This window comes from Herbaspirillum sp. NPDC087042, assembly GCF_044745245.1.
Lineage (GTDB): Bacteria > Pseudomonadota > Gammaproteobacteria > Burkholderiales > Burkholderiaceae_D > Herbaspirillum.
This window is the reverse complement of record NZ_JBIUZW010000013.1, coordinates 54,698-72,031: the sequence shown is the minus strand read 5'-3', so window position 1 is coordinate 72,031 and position 17,334 is coordinate 54,698. Positions and strand designations below refer to the sequence as shown.

Below are 17,334 nucleotides of genomic sequence, written 5' to 3'. Positions count from 1 at the left end.
CGTCATGGAAGCATACATTCTTGATTGGTTGAACCTGCTGCTGCGCTGGCTGCACGTGATCACGGCGATCGCCTGGATCGGTTCGTCCTTCTACTTCGTCTGGCTGGACAACAGCCTGGTGGCGCCCACCGATCCTGAGCTCAAGGAGAAGGGCGTGGGTGGCGAACTGTGGGCGGTGCATGGCGGCGGTTTCTACAATCCGCAGAAGTACCTACTGGCGCCCAAGGTCTTGCCGGAACACCTGCACTGGTTCTATTGGGAGTCCTACAGCACCTGGCTGTCGGGCTTTGCGCTGTTCTCGCTGCTGTACCTGTTCAATGCCAATGTGTTCCTGGTGGACCGCAATGTCTTCGACATGTCGGCCTCGATGGCCGGCGGTACCGCCATTGCCTTCCTGGTCTTCAACTGGTTGGTCTATGACGCCATCTGCAGCACCATCGGTGATCGTGCCGGCGCGGACCGGCTGGTCAATCTGCTGGTGGGCCTGCAGGTGGTGGTCTCGGTGTGGGCGGCCTGCCACCTGTTCTCGGGACGGGCGGCCTTCCTGATCAGTGGCGCCTCGATGGCCACCATCATGAGTGCCAATGTGCTGGTGTGGATCATCCCGGGGCAGCGCAAGATGGTGGCCTCGATGCGTGCCGGCCAGGCACCCGACCCCATCCACGGCAAGCGCGGCAAGCAGCGCAGCGTCCACAACACCTATTTCACGCTGCCGGTGCTCTTTGCCATGCTGTCCAATCACTACAGCATGACCTACAGCGCGCCGCATAACTGGGTGGTGCTGCTGTTCATCATGGCCGCCGGCGCCCTGATCCGGCAGTTCTTCGTGCTGCGTCACAAGGGCGTCTACAACTGGTGGTATCCGGGTGTGGCCGTGGTGTTGCTGCTGGCGGTGGCAGTGGGATTGAGCCCGGCCATGCGTGACAAGCCGGTGCCGGCGGTCCTGCATCCTGCGCCAGCCGGGGCCGATGCGGCTGCGGCGCCGACGGCAGCTGCCGCGCCGGTCACGCAGGGCGGCTTTGCCCAGGTGCAGCAGGTCATCCAGGCGCGCTGCATCCAGTGCCATGCCGCGCAACCGACGCTCATGCCGGTGCCGGGCAAGGGCGTGCTGCTGGATTCGAGCGAGCATATCGCCCAGCACGCGCAACAGATCTATCAACAGGCGGTCGTGCAGAAGTCCATGCCGCTGGGGAACATGACCCATATCACCGATGAAGAAAGAGCCATCATCGGGAAGTGGTTCGAAGCAGGAGCAGCTACCCGTTAACTAAGTTTGACGGGTAGCGACTATTAGTTTTTCAGGGAATTTCCTACGGGGAGCGGCGGCGACGGGATTAAGTATTTTCAATCCCGTTGCTCACTCCAGCGGGGCTCAGAACAGGTCGATCTCGCCACCCACCGGCTTGGTCTGCAGCTTGGAGGCATACTCGCGCTCACGGCTGGCCAGGTCGGCGTTGGCATCCTTGATCTTCTTGACCAGTACCTTGCCCGTACGCGGGAAGAAATGCACCTTGCGCGGCCAGATATCGTTGAGGTCCTCGGCTACCACGCGGATCTTTTCGGCCGACAGGTAGCTCCTCACGAAGGCGGCATTGCGCTCGCCGACGTTCATCGCATTCATGCCACGCAGTACCGCGCCGCCACCGAAGACCTTGCATTCCAGGTTTTCGCGCCGGGCGCCGGCCTTGAGCACATCGTTGATCAGCACTTCCATGGCATAGGTGCCATAGCGCATCGACGCCGAGACCGGACTGTCAGCCTCGCCACCACCGTCGGGCAGCATGAAATGGTTCATCCCGCCCACGCCGGTGACGCGATCACGCAGGCAGGCAGACACGCACGAGCCCAGCACCGTCACGATCATCATGTCATTGCCCGTGTAGTAGTACTCGCCGGGCAGGATCTTGGCCGTCTCGCAATTGAAGGAGCGGTCATGATAGACGTAGGAAGCGAAATTTTCCGGCTTGTTGATGACGGTTTGCATACTGTTTCCTGATCTCGGACGTATCGAATGGAGCTGTGAGGGACTGTGATTGTCTTGCTGGGCTTATTGTCGGCGAGGCCACGTCGCGGCGATATCGGGGAATTCCCTAGACCTGAAAGCAGGCTACCGAGTGGCCGGTAATGAGGGATATCCGCAATCGTCCCGATGCGCATCCCGTGCTACGCTGCGCCCCCTCGACATGACCCGATCCCGGTCCGCTCTGACGGAGACGATTTCTACAGGCATTCCCCAAATGCCGGAGACAGGCATCGGAAAGGCAGTTGAATCCGGCAGGCACAGGCGCGGGCACACGTCCGACCTGATGCGCCGTGGCCGCCAGCGGCCACGCCCGGCAGGCGTTGTGCAGGCCCGAAACAGACTTGCATAGCGCACTTGGCGCCTCACGTCGCTCTTCCTCTCCACAGGCAGGCGTACGCCGATACGTCTCGCGCCGGTTGCCCGCATCCCCCGCTTCCCACCCTCCGCCTGGCGGACCGGTGCGCCGGGGACGCAGCCCTCCCTCATCACAAACGGATTAGACAATGTTGAAAAAATCCTTCCTGGCCATGCTGGGATTCGTAGTTGCGCTGGTGTTCGCACCGGCTTCGCAGGCGGCCGACGTCAAGAAGGTCGACGTGCTGCTGATCGGCGGCGGCATCATGAGCAGCACCCTGGCGGTGTGGCTCAACGAGCTGGAACCGGGCTGGTCGATGGAAATGGTCGAGCGCCTGGATGGCGTGGCCGAGGAAAGCTCCAATGGCTGGAACAACGCCGGCACCGGCCACTCGGCCCTGGCCGAGCTGAACTACACGCCCGAAGACAAGGACGGCAAGATCCAGATCGCCAAGGCCATCGAGATCAACGAAGCCTTCCAGATCTCGCGCCAGTTCTGGTCCTGGCAGGTCAAGAATGGCGTGCTGAAGAATCCGCGCTCCTTCATCAACTCGACCCCGCACATGAGTTTCATCTGGGGTGACGAGAACGTGGCCTACCTGAAGAAGCGTTATGAAGCCCTGCAGGCCAGCCCGCTGTTTGCCGGCATGCAGTATTCGGAAGACCACGAGCAGATCAGGAAGTGGGTTCCGTTGATGATGGAAGGCCGCGATCCCCAGCAGAAGCTGGCGGCCACCTGGACCCCGTTGGGGACCGACGTCAACTTCGGCGAGATCACCCGCCAGTTCGCGGCCTACCTGCAAGGGCGTCCCAACTTCAGCCTGAAGCTCTCCAGCGAAGTGCGTGACATCACCCGCAACGCCGATGGCACCTGGCGCATCGGCTACAAGAACCTCAAGGATGGCAGCACCACCGAGACCGACGCCAAGTTCGTCTTCATCGGTGCCGGTGGCGGCGCCCTGAAGCTGCTGCAGAAATCGGGCATCCCGGAAGCGCGTGAATATGCGGGCTTCCCGGTGGGCGGCTCCTTCCTGGTGACCGACAATCCGGCCGTGGCCGAGCGCCACCTGGCCAAGGCCTATGGCAAGGCCTCCGTGGGCGCGCCGCCGATGTCGGTACCGCACCTGGATACCCGCATGCTGGACGGCAAGCGCGTGATCCTGTTTGGCCCCTTCGCGACCTTCTCGACCAAGTTCCTCAAGCAGGGCTCGCTGTGGGATCTCTTCTCCACCGCCACCACCCACAACGTCTGGCCGATGGCGCGTGTCGGTATCGATGAATATCCGCTGGTGGAATACCTGGCTGGCCAGCTGATGCAGTCCGACGATCAGCGCTTTGCCGCCCTCAAGGAATACTTCCCCAATGCGAAGAAGGAAGACTGGCGCCTGTGGCAAGCCGGCCAGCGCGTGCAGATCATCAAGCGTGATGAGAAGAAGGGTGGCGTGCTGAAACTGGGCACCGAGATCGTGACCTCGGCTGACGGCAGCATGGCCGGCCTCCTGGGCGCCTCGCCGGGCGCCTCCACGGCCGCGCCCATCATGCTGACGGTGCTGGAGAAGGTCTTCAAGGACAAGCTGGCCACCCCGGCCTGGCAGCAGAAGGTGCATCAGATCGTCCCCAGCTACGGCACCAAGCTCAACGACCATCCTGACCAGGTCGCCAAGGAATGGGCCTATACCAGCGACGTGCTGCAGCTGAACCCGCCGCCGGTGATCGCCCCCAAGGCGCCGTCCAAGGACGCAGGCAAGGCCAGCATGGACAAGCCCAAGGCCAATGCGGCGGCTGATATGGCGCTGTAATGCCAGCTGGCGTTAGCGTTGCAAGATAAAGAAGGGGAGCCGATGGCTCCCCTTTTTCATGCTGGTCTACTGGCAAGGCAACGGAGACTGCAAGAGCGTGGGCCAGAGCGCGGCCCAGTCGCTTTCATGCCCCATCGCCGGTATCACGCGCAAGGCCGCACAAGGTGCGGCCAGCGCCACGAAGCTGCGCGCGATGGCGGTGGGGACGATGCTGTCGTCGGCGCCGCTGAAGTGCAGCTGCGGCAGCTGCGCCACCTGCGCGGCCACGTCGATGGGATTGAGCGAGCCGGGCATGGGCGAGACCTTGTGCCAGGCATTGACGGCCACATGATCGAGATTGCCGGCGACGGTGCGCAGCGAGGAAACATCGTGACGGCGCGCCGCCAGCAGCACCGCTATCGCACCACCGCCGGAGTAGCCGACCAGGTCCAGCCGCGACGGATGCAGGCGATCGACATAGCTGGAGAGTGCCGCATCGATCGCGTCGACGACCTCGGGGGCGTAGCGCAGGTCGGTCCAGTAGCGGCTCTGGCATTGCGGGTTGCGCGCCATGGGCGTGAACTGGCAGGGGCGTGCCAGGTAGAGCACATTGGCAGCGGGGTCGCGGGTCGCCAGTTGCAGGCCCACGGCCTGCCGTGGTGTCGGATCGGGTGAGACCGTCGTGCGACCGAGCCAGGCACGGCCATCGCCTTCGAGGTAGACCGTCAGGGGCTGGTCCGGTGCGCGCAGGCGTGCATAGGCGGTCAGGACGAAGGGCCCAGCGGTGACCTCCTGGCGCTGCAGGCTGGCGTGGGTGGCAATGTCATCGGCATGCTGCAATGGATCGATGGCGCAGCCCGCCAGGCAGGACAGCAACAGGGAAAGGCAGATGCAGAGCAGGGAAGTGAGGCGCATGGCGGCATTGTCGCGTAGCCCCGATGGGCCGGCAAGCAAGTCCTGGCGCGTGCCGCAGCCTTGATCGATGTCGTTGGAAGTCCTGTCGACACATCACTTTACGTCCTGTTATGTGGTCTTTCTGATAATCTTCAGTCTTTACATGCGGTAACGAGATCAAGACAAAAGGGGCTGGCATGAAGGCAAAAGAGACACGCGCAGGGGGCAGGCATGGATAAGTCGGTACTGGCTTTTCTGTTGCCGCAATGGGATGGCTCCACCTATGGTGGTTTGCAGGCCGTGTTTGCCGTGGTATTCCTGGCGGTGGTGATCGTGACCCCGCTACTGCTGGCCCGGGCCGCGCGTGCCAGCCAGTGGGAGCAGCGCCTGGCTGCGCTGGCCGGGCAGGGCGGGACCCTGCCTGCGCAGACGACCCCGGAAGAGTTGAGCCAGGCCGTGGCCAGCGGCGCGGAACGCTGGGCGGCTGTCTTGCCGGGCCTGTTGCTCATCGCCGGCCTGCTGGGCAGCTTCATCGGCCTGGGCCTGGCGCTGAGCGATACGGCTGGCGTGCTGGGTGGACAACAGGCGCCGGGCGCGCTGGGCGCGGTCATCGATGCGCTGGGTGCCAAGTTCAAGATTTCCACCTGGGGCATCCTCGCCTTCCTGATCCTGAAGATCTGGTTTACCGTCGGCGCGCATGATCAGGCGCGCCTGGTCTGGAGCACGCTCGCGCTCAGGCGCCTGCAGGAGCAGGCCCGCGAGCGCCAGGCACAACAGCAGGCCGACGGGCAGCAAGGCCTCATCGATGCCATCCGGGAGAGCGGCAACGCCCTGCTGGTGGCGCAACAGGCCGAGGCGCAACGCGCCCACCTGCGTCACGCCGAGCTGCTGGATGCCTTGCAGCGGCAGCCTGCACGACAAGCCTGACACCTGGGGATGGCCATGAAGGACAAGCAGAGTGAGTGGGTCGTCGTCGCCAACCTGATGATGGGTGTGGTGGCGGTACTGGTGCTGATGCTGGCCGTGATGCGCGCGGGTGGTCCGGCGGCGGTGCAGGCGCAGGCCGATGAGGTGCGTGCAGCGGCACTGGTAGCCCCACCGGCCGCGACACCGGCGGCACCATCGGCAGCACCATCGGCAGCAACCCCGCGCGCTCCGGCAGCTGTTGCGACGGCATCGGCCCCGGCCCCGGTACCCGCGCAGCAGTCGGCGCAGGCGCAGGAGGGGGCGGCGGCAGCTAACGAATCATCAGGGCCGGGCCTGACTGTGGTCTTGCGCCAGGTGCAGACCGTGTTCGCGCAGCAGGGCGCCGCCAGCCTGGTGGCAGTGGATACCGAGGCCGGCAAGATCACCCTGAAGGAAGGCGCCTTCCGTCGTGGCAGTGCCTGCGTCGAACCGGAAGCCCGCGCCGCCTTTGCCCAGGTGGAAGAGCGCATCGCCGAGTACCTGCGCCAGAATCCGGGCGGACGCATCTACGTCGAAGGGCACACCGACGACAAACCGGTGAAGGCCCCGGTGACCGACTACCGCGCCTTCTGCACGGTCTATGACGACAACATCACCCTCTCGGCCGCGCGTGCCCGTGAAGCGCGCCTGCTGCTGATCGGCCACAGCGCCCCCGAGGCAGCGCGCCGCGTGATCGTGGCCGGGTACGGGGATTCGCAACCCCTGCCGGGACTGGCCGCCAGCGACGAGCGCAACCGGCGCGTGGAGGTCAGGTTCGTCAATGGCGCGGAGAAGAAGTAAAGGGAGTCACGTCGTTTTTCTGGCGGAAAAGTTACGTGTGACCGTCACCACTGCGTGAGAAAAGGCGCCGCGGGCGCAGGAAGGTGCTCGCACAGCGCCTGCGCCAGCGGTCTATTCCCTGTGGCTTTGTCCTGTATCAAATTCGGAACACCCACCCGACTTGTATATTGGCCGATGGCTTGGTCCTGACCAAGCGTGATCTGCCTCTTTCCGGAATGGATGCGGGGCGCTATCGGCTCCTATAACAATCAAAAACGTCATGCATCTACGCCTCAACGAATGGCTCGATTTTCTTTCCATCGATGCTTCCACGCGCGCAGTTCTGGGGGAGGTGGCGCCGCTGCTGGAGCGCAATTTGGACGCGATGCTGGAAGCGGTCTATGCCGTGATCCAGGCCAATCCCGCCACGCGCAAGATGTTTGCCAATGCCGACTCGATGGCGCGTGCCAAGGCGGCACAGCGGCATCACTGGCAGCGTTTCGTCTTCTCCGGCGATTTCGACGACGCCTACCTGGCGGCGGCGCGGCGCATTGGCGAAGCGCATTACCGGCTCGGTGTCGACCTGCGTTTCTACATGGGCACCTACACGCTGATGCTGGACCAGTTGAGCAAGGTCATCCTGGAGAACATCGCCGATGACCCGGCGCGGCAGCACCGCTATCTGTCGGCCATCAATCGGGTCACCAGCCTGGACATGGGCATCTCCACCACGGTCTATTACGACTCCCAGGTGGATGCTCTGCGCCAGATGGCCAACGAGCTCAATTTTGCGCTGGCGCGCGCCGGCGAATTCCGCGACAACGAGACCGGCCATCACCTGGTGCGCATGAGCCAGATGTGCCACGCCCTGGCCATCGAGATCGACATGGGCGCGCAATGGGCGCAGATGATCCAGATCGCCAGTCCCCTGCACGACGTGGGCAAGATCGGCATCCCCGACAGCATCCTGCTCAAGCCCGGCCGCCTGAGCCCGGAAGAGCAGGATGTGATGCGCACCCATCCTGACATCGGCGCGACCATCATCCCGGACTATCCGTCGGAGGTGATCCGGATGGCGCGCCGCATTTCGCTCACGCACCATGAGCGCTGGGATGGCGGAGGTTATCCGGCGGGCTTGCGGGGAGAGGAGATCCCGCTGGAGGGACGCATCGCCACGATCTGCGACGTGTACGACGCGCTGGTCTCGGTGCGACCCTACAAGGAGGCGTGGACGCAGGCGCAGGCGGTGGAGTATCTGCAGGCCAATAGCGGAGAAGCGTTTGATCCGGCGCTGGTGGAGGCATTCATGCGCATCCTGCCGGAGGTGGATGCGATTCAGGCGCGGCATGCGGATGGGTAGCTTGCTGCGTTGGAGATCGCGGGCAAGGTGGCCGAGTGTGGCGGAAGCCTGATCAAACGAACGAGATCCGCTTCAAGGGGGGCGGGTAGCGGTCAACTCTGAGGAGATGTCTTATGGAAATAGCTCAGAGTGTTAGTATTGGAAAATTAATAATCGACTCCTGAAGTGGTATGTCCCAATCCCTTGCCAGCTACCCTTGCTTAGACCCTGAAACTGAGAAACTTCGTAATTCTCTGCTGCCGCTGTACCAGCGTTTGGCTGATATCGAAAGCGGGAAGCGTGAGTTCGGCGGCTTCATTGAAGCGTCTGAGTTGCCTAAGAATTTCAACATGTCTGTTGATGAATATCCTCGGCTGCAGATGAACTTCACTCAAGCCGAATTGGAGACCTTGACGGACTATGCAAAGCTGAATGCAGCGGAACTGCTGGCGAAGGTTTCGACGCCACTGGAGCGACTAATCATTGCCGTCGTTTGGAAGAATGGAGATCTGCAAAAGGTTCGCCACATCGCTGAGGGGCTAGGGTATGGCCTGGGTCGCTCAGTCGTGATGGACAAGAACACCCCCGGCCCTGTGTTCAGGCAGTTCGGTCAGCATCTCGCTGCACCTGCTCAGCAGCCTATTGCAGATCAGCACACATTGCGTGCCTACCGAATTCATCGCGATGACTGTGCGGACGACAAAGCCCATCTGAAAGACATATCAACGGGCAGCGAGATTGCGAGCTATGTCGCCTGGGTTCAGAAAATCTCAGGAGATCAATTATCGCAAGATCGCTTATATGGTTTCGATCAGTCCATGTTCGCACTTGGTCGCGCCACCAAGAAAGTCCTGTCATCCCCTCATCGGAAGAAGTCTGCGAAACAGCCACTAGCGACAGGGGGAGGCTGATTGGGGCGCCAAACTCGCCCTCCGCTGAGGTAAGCGGAGAGCTTAAATATGCGAGAAAATCACTTAGTTAAGTTCAGTCAACGCCGGTATTCATTGGCCTGGTGTTCCCCAATTTGGGATTCCGATGGCCAACTAAGTCGCTCAATAAATTTGTACCAGGGAAAGTTAATTTCATGTCGAGTAGTCAACAACGCGCTGCCTTGCAGCGCCAAATCTGGGCCATCGCCAACGATGTCCGGGGTGCTGTGGATGGTTGGGACTTCAAGCAGTACGTGCTGGGCACGCTGTTCTATCGCTTCATCAGCGAGAATTTCACGGACTACGTTACCGGTGGCGACGCGTCGGTGGACTATGCCGCGATGGATGATGGGGATCAAAATATCATCGCGGTGAAAGACGATGCCATCAAGACCAAGGGCTACTTCATCTACCCCAGCCAGTTGTTTGCCAATGTGGCTGCTGGCGCGAACACGAATGAAAGCCTCAACACCGATCTGGCGGCGATCTTTTCTTCCATTGAGGCCTCGGCCAATGGCTACCCCTCTGAGCCGGATATCAAGGGCCTGTTCGCCGACTTCGATACCACCAGCAACCGCCTGGGTAACACTGTCAAAGACAAGAACACACGACTGGCGGCGGTGCTCAAGGGCGTGGCCGAACTGGACTTCGGCGATTTCGATGCCAGCCACATCGATCTCTTTGGCGATGCCTACGAATTCCTCATCTCCAACTATGCCGCCAATGCAGGTAAGTCGGGAGGCGAGTTCTTCACGCCTCAGCACGTTTCCAAACTGATTGCGCAACTGGCGATGCACAAGCAGGCCACGGTCAATAAGATTTATGACCCGGCCTGCGGATCGGGCTCGCTGCTGCTGCAAGCCAAGAAGCACTTCGACGCCCACATCATCGAAGACGGTTTCTTCGGGCAGGAAATCAACCACACCACCTATAACCTGGCGCGGATGAATATGTTCCTGCACAACGTGAACTACGACAAGTTCAATATGCAGCTGGGGGATACCTGTTGATTTGCATTGAAAACTGACCCACTTTCCCAGGAAATTTGCATCCAAAGTTGACCCATGTTTAGACCACAATCCTGCTCATCACAGCGAGCGGGAGAACGGAGTGATAGACGTGGCCCTACTTGGAATTATTCGACGCTGGTACATCAGAGACCGCATCTCAATTCGGGAAATCGCCCGCAGGCTCGACATTTCCCGCAACACTGTTCGCCGCTACATCCGATCCGATGTCAGCGAACCCGCTTATCCAGCAAGGCGTTCGCCAAGCTCGCTCGATGAATTCACCGCCAGGCTCTCCGCCTGGCTCAGCGCAGAGGCGATCAAATCTCGGAAGCAAAGAAGGACCCTGAAACAGATGTTCCTGGACTTAAGAGAGCTGGGATATGAGGGGTCGTATGACCGGGTGGCTGCCTTCAGCAGGCAATGGAAGGTGGGTCAAATGGAGAGGGTCAAATCTGCGAGCAAATCAACAGACATCGGCTGAAACTGCTGGACAGGTTAACTCGGCACTGTTCGACGTGTCCAATGGCAGCCAGTCGCCCCCCCCCCGGAACACCAGACAGAATAGCAACGAACGGCGGCAATGCATTTGCATTGACATGGTAATGCGATTGCATTACCATGCAAAAAAAATCCGCCCCGCTAACCGGAGAGCACCATGCCTGCCACCCTTGATGTCGAATCTACGTTGACCGATCGCTACCAGACCACGGTGCCAGAAACCGTGCGTCGCGCCCTCAAACTTGGTAAGCGCGACAAGATCCACTACACGATCCGCCCCAGCGGCGAGGTGGTGCTGACCCGTGCCGAAGCCTCAGAAGGTGACGACCCGATACTCGGTCAGTTCCTGGGCTTTCTGGCCCGCGACATTGCCAATCATCCCGAGCGCCTGCAGGCAATCGACGAGGGCCTTGTCCAGCGGCTTCAGTCGCTTGTCGGTTCTATCGAGGTCGACCTTGATGCCGAACTGTCGGCAGACGATGAATGAGCGCGGGCAAGCCTGTGCCACTGGTCATTCACGGATGGACAGTTTTTGCCCATCCGCTGTTCCTCGCTCAGATTGAGGTGCTGGCCGGGCAGGTCGAAAGCATCAAACAGAAGGACCCGAGCGGGTACATGAAAAAGAATGCCAGCAAGCGGCTTGCGGCGATCACAAAACTCGCCTTCGACGTCATTCCAGAAGACCCTGCCCGACCCGAATACCGCCAAGGCGGCACCTTGGGCGAAGATCACAAGCACTGGCTCCGGGCGAAATTCTTCCAGCAATACCGCTTGTTTTTTCGCTACCACGCACCGAGCAAGATGATTGTGTTCGCGTGGGTCAATGACGAAGACACCAAGCGTGCCTATGAGAGTGGCAATGATGCCTATCGGGTGTTCCGCAAGATGCTGGAAAGCGGCCACCCTCCCGATGATTGGGCTCAATTGCTGGCTGAGGCTCGGGCCGAGGGGCAGTGCTTGCAACAGTTCGCAGGATTTCAGTCCCGGAAATGAAAAACGCCAGCCGGTGAGGGCTGGCGTTTTTGCTTGGAACATTCTTGGTGGCCCGGGGCGGAATCGAACCACCGACACAAGGATTTTCAATCCTCTGCTCTACCAACTGAGCTACCAGGCCAAGAGAGACAAGTATAGTCACTTTAAAAAATTATGCAAGGCCTTTTTGAAAAATAGTTTCCGCGCCCCCGTTTATAATGCCCGGCATGACTACCAACGCACATCCCTCATCCTCTTCGCCGGCTGCGGCTGGCTCTGATATCTGCATCGTCGGTGACGGTGCCATCGGCAAGACCGCGGCGCTGGGGCTGGCGCAGGCGGGCCTGAAGGTGACGCTGCTGGCCCCACCGCCCAAGGCCGCGCCGCCCGACGACGCCAGCTGGGACGTGCGCGTCTATGCCCTGAACCATACCGCCCACCGCCTGCTGTCCTCGGTGCGCGTCTGGGATGCCATGGATGCCGAGCGCATCGCCCCTGTGGATAACATGACCGTGCAGGGCGATGGCCTGGCCGAGAAGGCCAAGCCCGGCCTGCTCAGCTTCGATGCCTACGCCGCGCGTACCGATGCCCTGGCCTGGATCGTCGAGGGCCGCAACCTTGACCAGGCGCTGGATGCCGCCCTGCGCTTCGCGCCCAATGTGCGTGTGGTCCAGGGCCGTGCAACCGGCCTGTCGGTCGGTGCCGAGGCCGCCACGCTGACGCTGGAGTCCGGCCAGTCGCTGTCGGCCGCCCTGGTGGTCGGTGCCGATGGCGCCAATTCCTGGGTGCGCGGCCAGTGCGATATCGGCCTGGATTACCGCGCCTACGGGCAAAACGCCATCGTGACCAATTTCAGCTGCGAGCTGCCGCATCGCGGTGTGGCCTACCAGTGGTTCAGCCCTACCGAGGGCATCATCGCCTTGCTGCCGTTGCCGGGTAACCGCGTCTCGCTGGTATGGTCGGCGCCCCAGGCGCTGGCGGAACAATTGATGCGCCTGCCGCTGGCTACCCTGGCCGAGCGCCTGGCGCAGTGGGCCGGTCCGGTGCTGGGCCAGCTGACGCCGCTGCAGCCCGAGGTGGCCAAGGCCTTCCCGCTGCGCCTGATCAAGCCGCATGCGATGATCGCGCCGCGCGTGGCGCTGATCGGGGATGCCGCTCACGCGGTCCACCCCATGGCCGGTCATGGCATGAACCTGGGCTTCGGCGACGTCGATGCCCTGATCGAGACCCTGGTCAAGCGCGAGCCCCAGTACGATTGCGGCGATGACCGCGTGCTGCGTCGCTATGGCCGCGCCCGCAAGGAAGAAGTGCTGCTGATGCAGATCGCCACCGACGGCCTGCATCGGATTTTCTCTACCGAGGCCGAGCCAGTGCGGCTGGTGCGCAATCTCGGCATGAGCCTGGTCAATCATCTGCCCGTGCTCAAGCGCCGCCTGATCGCGCATGCACTGGGGCGGTGAGGGCAGCCGTTTTAGGGTAAGGTAGGGCCTTCATCGGAGGGCGCTACCCGTCCGACAGGCAGCATCCTCCATTGGAACCATTCACAACAATTTATGACAGGTGAGCGCAAAGGTAGTACGGGCGCGGCTTTGCGGCCGACATCTCGAAGATTGCCGGCGCGTTTGATTTGAATCAGGACGAGCATGAAAAAAATTTTTAGCACAACGACCAGCAAGTTGCGCCATCTGAGCATGGCCGCCGTGCTGCTCATTTCCACCGTCGCCGGCGTGAGCGCGCATGCGCAGGCCGAGGCCGCCGACAGCACTGAAGCCAACATCAAGAAGCTCATCGAGCCGCGCCTGGGCAAGGATGCCAAGGTCGACTCCGTGACCAAGACGCCCTATGGCGGCCTTTATGAGATCCAGATCGACGGCGATGTGATCTATACCGATGCCAAGGCCCAGTACCTCTTCATCGGCCGCGTGGTCGATTCGCAGACCTACCGCGACTACACCAAGGAAAAGATCGATTCGCTGAACCAGGTGCCGTTCTCGGCCCTGCCGCTGGACAAGGCCATCAAGACCGTCAAGGGCAATGGCAAGCGCGTGATCGCCATCTTCGAGGATCCCAACTGCATCTACTGCAAGCGTCTGCACAAGACCCTGCAGGAAGTGGACAACATCACCTACTACACCTTCCAGTACAACATCCTGTCGCCGGACTCCATCGTCAAGTCGCGCAACATCTGGTGCGCGCCCAATCCGAGCAAGGCATGGAACGAGTGGATGGTGAGCGGCAAGGATGCCCCGGCCGCTGCGGCCTCCTGCAACGCGCCGCATGAAGACGTGCTGGCGCTGGGCAAGAAGCTCAAGATCACCGGCACGCCGACCATCATCTTCACTGATGGCTCGCGCATCCCGGGTGCGGTCGATGCCAAGGGCCTGGAACAGAAACTGTCCTCGCTCAAGTAAGCCCGAAAAAAAGGGGCGTCCGCATGGCGGGCGCCCCTTTTGTCCTTTTGTCCGATTATCCTTCTGCCGGTCCTGTCTTTGCCTGTGGGAATCTTGTTAGTCCGTGATGGTCCGTGTCTAACAATGTCATGACGAACAACTTAGTCTCGCACGCCTTGCGCTCACTTCCCGGTATGCAATTCCATCATGGCCTGTTCGAACTTGCCCTGCACCAGCAGGGGAATCACGTTCAGGCTCTGGTCCAGCGCCTCGTTGATCAGCGCCTGTTCTTCCTTGCGCGGCCGGTGCAGCACGAAGTCGGCCACCGGTTGCTGCAGGTTCAGCGTGCGCGGATGACCGATGCCCAGGCGCAGGCGCCAGTAGTCCTGGGTGCCCAGTGCCGCGGTGATGTCCTTGAGGCCATTGTGGCCGCCGGAGGAGCCGCCCTTCTTGATCTTGGCCGCGCCCGGCGGCAGGTCCAGTTCGTCATGCACCACCAGCACTTCGTCAGGCGTGATCTTGTAGAAACGCGCCAGCGCACCGACCGACTGGCCGGAGCGGTTCATGTAGGTCTGCGGCTCCAGCAGCCAGACTTCGCTGCCGGCGATGCTGGTCTTGCCGGCCAGCGCATTGAAGCGCGCCTCGCGCGCCAGGCGCACCGGACCGGCGAGATTGTCGACCAGCCAGAATCCGGCGTTGTGGCGGGTTTGTTCGTACTCGGGGCCGGGATTGCCGAGACCGACGATAAGGCGGATGGACATGTTGCAAAAATGAATAGTAGTACGCCATGGAGGGCGTCGAAGCGGCGATTATCCCGGCTTTGCCGCTCCCCGTCCAATGCCGCGCCGAGCGGGCATGCCCGTGGCGCTTCGTTTTCCGTGCAATCGGGCAATGTCAAGATTGGCGCATGTGCCTGAATTGCGTATCATCCAACGCTTGTTTTTCTTTACCGTTTATTTGTTGACTGGGTTTCACCATGCTGCCTTCTATCGAACAACGACTCGCCCTTGAACTCGCCGCCAAGCCGGTTCAGGTCGCTGCCGCCATCGCCTTGCTGGACGAAGGTGCCACCGTTCCCTTCATCGCCCGTTACCGCAAGGAAGTCACCGGCGGCCTGGACGACGTCCAGCTGCGCCTGCTGGAAGAGCGCCTGCGCTACCTGCGCGAACTAGAAGCTCGTCGCGCCGCGATCATCGCTTCCATCGAGGAACAGGGCAAGATGACACCGGTATTGCTGGATGCTATCACCCACGCCGAAGACAAGACCCGTCTCGAAGACCTGTACCTGCCCTACAAGCCCAAGCGCCGTACCAAGGCCCAGATCGCCGCCGAAGCCGGCCTGACCGAGCTGGCCGATGCGCTGATGAACGATCCCGGCCTCAATCCCGAAGAAGAAGCCGCCAAGTACCTCAAGCCGGCCTTCACCACCGACAACGGCGACAACCCCGGCGTGCCCGATACCAAGGCCGCCCTGGATGGCGCGCGTCAGATCCTGATGGAACGTTTCTCGGAAGACGCGGAGCTGCTGCAAAGCCTGCGCGAATACCTGACCGAGCATGGCGTGGTCGAATCCAAGGTGATCGAGGGCAAGCAGGATGCCGGTGAAAAGTTTGCCGACTATTTCGATTACTCGGAGACCTATTCCACCATCCCCTCGCACCGCGCCCTGGCCCTGTTCCGTGGTCGCCGTGAAGAGATGTTGAACGTCATCCTGCGCCTGGACAGCGAAGAAGAGAAGCCCAAGTGGGATGCTCCCCACAATCCTTGCGAAGGTCGCATCGCCTCGCGCTTCGGTGTCTCCAACAAGGGCCGTGCGGCCGACAAGTGGCTCTCCGACACGGTGCGCTGGGCCTGGCGCGTGAAGGTCTTCATGCACCTGGAAACCGAGCTGATGACCAACCTGCGCGAGAAGGCCGAGGCCGAGGCCATCAACGTCTTCGCCCGCAACCTGAAGGACCTGCTGCTGGCCGCACCGGCTGGCCCGCGCACCACCATGGGCCTGGATCCTGGCCTGCGTACCGGCGTCAAGGTCGCCATCGTCGACGCCACCGGCAAGGTCGTCGCCACCGATACCATCTATCCGCACCAGCCGCGCAATGACTGGAACGGTTCGCTGCATTCGCTCTCGCAGCTGGCCGAGAAGCACAATGTCTCGCTGATCTCGATCGGCAACGGCACCGCCTCGCGTGAAACCGACAAGCTGGCGCAGGACCTGATCAAGCTGCGCCCGGAACTCAAGCTCACCAAGATCGTGGTGTCCGAAGCGGGGGCATCGGTGTATTCCGCTTCCGAATTCGCCTCCAAGGAATTGCCGGATATGGACGTCTCGCTGCGCGGTGCCGTCTCGATTGCGCGTCGCTTGCAGGATCCGCTGGCCGAGCTGGTCAAGATCGATCCCAAGTCCATCGGCGTGGGCCAGTACCAGCACGATGTGAGCCAGTCGCAACTGGCGCGCTCGCTGGACGCCGTGGTGGAGGATTGCGTCAACGCCGTGGGCGTGGACGTCAACACTGCTTCCGCGCCGCTGCTGGCACGCGTGTCTGGCCTCAACGCCAGCGTGGCGCAGAGCATCGTTTCCTACCGCGACATGAAGGGCATGTTCAGCTCCCGCGCTGGCTTGCGCGAGGTGCCGCGCCTGGGCGACAAGACCTTCGAACAGGCCGCCGGTTTCCTGCGCGTGATGAATGGCGAGAACCCGCTGGACGCTTCTGCCGTCCACCCGGAATCCTATCCGCTGGTGGAGAAGATCCTGGCCGACATCAAGAAGGATGTGAAGAGCGTGCTGGGTCAGACCTCGCTGCTCAAGGGCCTGTCGCCGGCCAAGTATGCCGACGAGAAATTCGGTGTGCCCACCGTCACCGACATCCTCAAGGAACTGGACAAGCCGGGTCGTGACCCTCGTCCCGAGTTCACCACCGCCACCTTCAAGGACGGCGTGGAAGAGATCAAGGACCTGCGCGTGGACATGATCCTGGAAGGCGTGGTCACCAACGTGGCCGCCTTCGGTGCCTTCGTCGACATCGGCGTGCACCAGGATGGCCTAGTGCATATCTCGGCGCTGTCCAACAGCTACGTCAAGGACCCGCACACCGTGGTCAAGGCCGGCCAGGTGGTCAAGGTCAAGGTGCTGGAAGTGGACGAGAAGCGCAAGCGTATCGCCCTGACCATGCGCCTGAACGACACCGCCCCGGCACCCGGCGCGCGCAACGAGCAGCGTGGTGATCGCAACGATTCGCGCCGCCTGTCGCAGCACCAGAACCAGCGCGGCCGCGAGCAGGCACCGGCCAACAATGCGATGGCCGCGGCGTTTGCCAAGCTCAAGGGTTGAAGCTTTGACAGGGCTTGCAGCGCTGCGCTGAATTCCTAGCCAGCGCTGAACGAAGAACAGGCTGTTCCCTTGCGGGGACAGCCTGTTTTTTTAC

General features: G+C 61.7%; 16 protein-coding genes and 1 tRNA gene. 13 read left to right on the top strand and 4 right to left on the bottom strand.

The features are described from left to right. The first annotated feature begins 4 nt into the window (after nucleotides 1–4). A complete protein-coding gene (locus tag ACIPHN_RS17870; RefSeq protein WP_400438146.1) occupies nucleotides 5–1,267 on the top strand; it encodes a urate hydroxylase PuuD in 1,263 nt (420 codons plus the stop codon). A 105-nt stretch (nucleotides 1,268–1,372) separates the two neighbouring features. On the opposite strand, the gene cheD is transcribed toward ACIPHN_RS17870, so the two are convergent. After that, nucleotides 1,373–1,984: a chemoreceptor glutamine deamidase CheD gene (gene cheD, locus ACIPHN_RS17865; protein ID WP_400438144.1), complete on the bottom strand. Its 612-nt coding sequence runs from the start codon at nucleotides 1,982–1,984 to the stop codon at nucleotides 1,373–1,375. 566 nt (nucleotides 1,985–2,550) lie between these two features. On the opposite strand from cheD, the gene mqo reads away from it, so the two are divergent. Then, on the top strand, nucleotides 2,551–4,176 hold the full coding sequence (gene mqo, locus ACIPHN_RS17860) for a malate dehydrogenase (quinone) (RefSeq protein WP_400438329.1): 1,626 nt from the start codon (nucleotides 2,551–2,553) through the stop codon (nucleotides 4,174–4,176). A 66-nt stretch (nucleotides 4,177–4,242) separates the two neighbouring features. On the opposite strand, the gene ACIPHN_RS17855 is transcribed toward mqo, so the two are convergent. Further along, a complete protein-coding gene (locus ACIPHN_RS17855) occupies nucleotides 4,243–5,070 on the bottom strand; it encodes an alpha/beta hydrolase (protein WP_400438142.1) in 828 nt (275 codons plus the stop codon). A 210-nt stretch (nucleotides 5,071–5,280) separates the two neighbouring features. Here ACIPHN_RS17855 and ACIPHN_RS17850 point away from each other — a divergent pair, with 210 nt between their 5' ends. From ACIPHN_RS17850 to ACIPHN_RS17815, 8 genes are all read left to right on the top strand, one after another. Continuing rightward, complete coding sequence (locus ACIPHN_RS17850) at nucleotides 5,281–5,976, top strand: hypothetical protein (protein ID WP_400438140.1); 696 nt, start codon at nucleotides 5,281–5,283, stop codon at nucleotides 5,974–5,976. 15 nt (nucleotides 5,977–5,991) lie between these two features. Next, nucleotides 5,992–6,795: a flagellar motor protein MotB gene (locus ACIPHN_RS17845; RefSeq protein ID WP_400438138.1), complete on the top strand. Its 804-nt coding sequence runs from the start codon at nucleotides 5,992–5,994 to the stop codon at nucleotides 6,793–6,795. A 259-nt stretch (nucleotides 6,796–7,054) separates the two neighbouring features. Then, nucleotides 7,055–8,134 carry a protoglobin domain-containing protein gene (locus tag ACIPHN_RS17840; protein WP_400438136.1) on the top strand — a complete coding sequence of 360 codons (1,080 nt, stop codon included), beginning with the start codon at nucleotides 7,055–7,057 and terminating at the stop codon, nucleotides 8,132–8,134. Nucleotides 8,135–8,304: 170 nt separating this feature from the next. Continuing rightward, complete coding sequence (locus ACIPHN_RS17835) at nucleotides 8,305–9,024, top strand: hypothetical protein (RefSeq protein ID WP_400438134.1); 720 nt, start codon at nucleotides 8,305–8,307, stop codon at nucleotides 9,022–9,024. 173 nt (nucleotides 9,025–9,197) lie between these two features. Continuing rightward, a complete protein-coding gene (locus ACIPHN_RS17830) occupies nucleotides 9,198–10,052 on the top strand; it encodes a type I restriction-modification system subunit M (protein WP_400438133.1) in 855 nt (284 codons plus the stop codon). A 109-nt stretch (nucleotides 10,053–10,161) separates the two neighbouring features. After that, nucleotides 10,162–10,533 (top strand): winged helix-turn-helix transcriptional regulator, encoded by a 372-nt coding sequence (locus ACIPHN_RS17825; RefSeq protein WP_400438131.1) that lies wholly within the window; start codon nucleotides 10,162–10,164, stop codon nucleotides 10,531–10,533. A 174-nt stretch (nucleotides 10,534–10,707) separates the two neighbouring features. Next, nucleotides 10,708–11,037 (top strand): type II toxin-antitoxin system PrlF family antitoxin, encoded by a 330-nt coding sequence (locus tag ACIPHN_RS17820; RefSeq protein WP_400438129.1) that lies wholly within the window; start codon nucleotides 10,708–10,710, stop codon nucleotides 11,035–11,037. Further along, entirely contained in the window at nucleotides 11,034–11,543 is a 510-nt protein-coding gene (locus tag ACIPHN_RS17815) for a type II toxin-antitoxin system YhaV family toxin (protein ID WP_400438127.1), read from the top strand. Before ACIPHN_RS17820 ends, ACIPHN_RS17815 begins: the two co-directional genes overlap by 4 nt. Before the next feature lie 45 nt (nucleotides 11,544–11,588). On the opposite strand, the gene ACIPHN_RS17810 is transcribed toward ACIPHN_RS17815, so the two are convergent. Then, nucleotides 11,589–11,664 (bottom strand) — tRNA-Phe (locus tag ACIPHN_RS17810). Nucleotides 11,665–11,749: 85 nt separating this feature from the next. On the opposite strand from ACIPHN_RS17810, the gene ACIPHN_RS17805 reads away from it, so the two are divergent. Beyond that, nucleotides 11,750–12,982 carry a UbiH/UbiF family hydroxylase gene (locus ACIPHN_RS17805; RefSeq protein WP_400438125.1) on the top strand — a complete coding sequence of 411 codons (1,233 nt, stop codon included), beginning with the start codon at nucleotides 11,750–11,752 and terminating at the stop codon, nucleotides 12,980–12,982. A 183-nt stretch (nucleotides 12,983–13,165) separates the two neighbouring features. Further along, the gene (locus ACIPHN_RS17800) at nucleotides 13,166–13,933 is read left to right on the top strand and encodes a DsbC family protein (RefSeq protein ID WP_400438123.1); all 768 of its coding nucleotides are present in this window, start codon (nucleotides 13,166–13,168) and stop codon (nucleotides 13,931–13,933) included. A 161-nt stretch (nucleotides 13,934–14,094) separates the two neighbouring features. On the opposite strand, the gene pth is transcribed toward ACIPHN_RS17800, so the two are convergent. Continuing rightward, nucleotides 14,095–14,673 carry an aminoacyl-tRNA hydrolase gene (gene pth, locus ACIPHN_RS17795; RefSeq protein ID WP_400438121.1) on the bottom strand — a complete coding sequence of 193 codons (579 nt, stop codon included), beginning with the start codon at nucleotides 14,671–14,673 and terminating at the stop codon, nucleotides 14,095–14,097. Between the two features lie 215 nt (nucleotides 14,674–14,888). On the opposite strand from pth, the gene ACIPHN_RS17790 reads away from it, so the two are divergent. Next, the gene (locus tag ACIPHN_RS17790; RefSeq protein ID WP_400438119.1) at nucleotides 14,889–17,240 is read left to right on the top strand and encodes a Tex family protein; all 2,352 of its coding nucleotides are present in this window, start codon (nucleotides 14,889–14,891) and stop codon (nucleotides 17,238–17,240) included. Nucleotides 17,241–17,334: the final 94 nt, after the last annotated feature.

Excerpts from the sequence above, each read along its gene's own strand:
- ACIPHN_RS17850 (WP_400438140.1), top strand. The coding sequence starts at position 5,281 with ATGGATAAGTCGGTACTGGCTTTTCTGTTGCCGCAATGGGATGGCTCC.
- ACIPHN_RS17790 (WP_400438119.1), top strand. The coding sequence starts at position 14,889 with ATGCTGCCTTCTATCGAACAACGACTCGCCCTTGAACTCGCCGCCAAG.
- mqo (WP_400438329.1), top strand. The coding sequence starts at position 2,551 with ATGCTGGGATTCGTAGTTGCGCTGGTGTTCGCACCGGCTTCGCAGGCG.
- ACIPHN_RS17840 (WP_400438136.1), top strand. The coding sequence starts at position 7,055 with ATGCATCTACGCCTCAACGAATGGCTCGATTTTCTTTCCATCGATGCT.
- cheD (WP_400438144.1), bottom strand. The coding sequence starts at position 1,984 with ATGCAAACCGTCATCAACAAGCCGGAAAATTTCGCTTCCTACGTCTAT.
- ACIPHN_RS17870 (WP_400438146.1), top strand. The coding sequence starts at position 5 with ATGGAAGCATACATTCTTGATTGGTTGAACCTGCTGCTGCGCTGGCTG.
- ACIPHN_RS17805 (WP_400438125.1), top strand. The coding sequence starts at position 11,750 with ATGACTACCAACGCACATCCCTCATCCTCTTCGCCGGCTGCGGCTGGC.
- ACIPHN_RS17815 (WP_400438127.1), top strand. The coding sequence starts at position 11,034 with ATGAGCGCGGGCAAGCCTGTGCCACTGGTCATTCACGGATGGACAGTT.
- ACIPHN_RS17820 (WP_400438129.1), top strand. The coding sequence starts at position 10,708 with ATGCCTGCCACCCTTGATGTCGAATCTACGTTGACCGATCGCTACCAG.
- pth (WP_400438121.1), bottom strand. The coding sequence starts at position 14,673 with ATGTCCATCCGCCTTATCGTCGGTCTCGGCAATCCCGGCCCCGAGTAC.
- ACIPHN_RS17800 (WP_400438123.1), top strand. The coding sequence starts at position 13,166 with ATGAAAAAAATTTTTAGCACAACGACCAGCAAGTTGCGCCATCTGAGC.
- ACIPHN_RS17830 (WP_400438133.1), top strand. The coding sequence starts at position 9,198 with ATGTCGAGTAGTCAACAACGCGCTGCCTTGCAGCGCCAAATCTGGGCC.
- ACIPHN_RS17845 (WP_400438138.1), top strand. The coding sequence starts at position 5,992 with ATGAAGGACAAGCAGAGTGAGTGGGTCGTCGTCGCCAACCTGATGATG.
- ACIPHN_RS17835 (WP_400438134.1), top strand. The coding sequence starts at position 8,305 with ATGTCCCAATCCCTTGCCAGCTACCCTTGCTTAGACCCTGAAACTGAG.
- ACIPHN_RS17855 (WP_400438142.1), bottom strand. The coding sequence starts at position 5,070 with ATGCGCCTCACTTCCCTGCTCTGCATCTGCCTTTCCCTGTTGCTGTCC.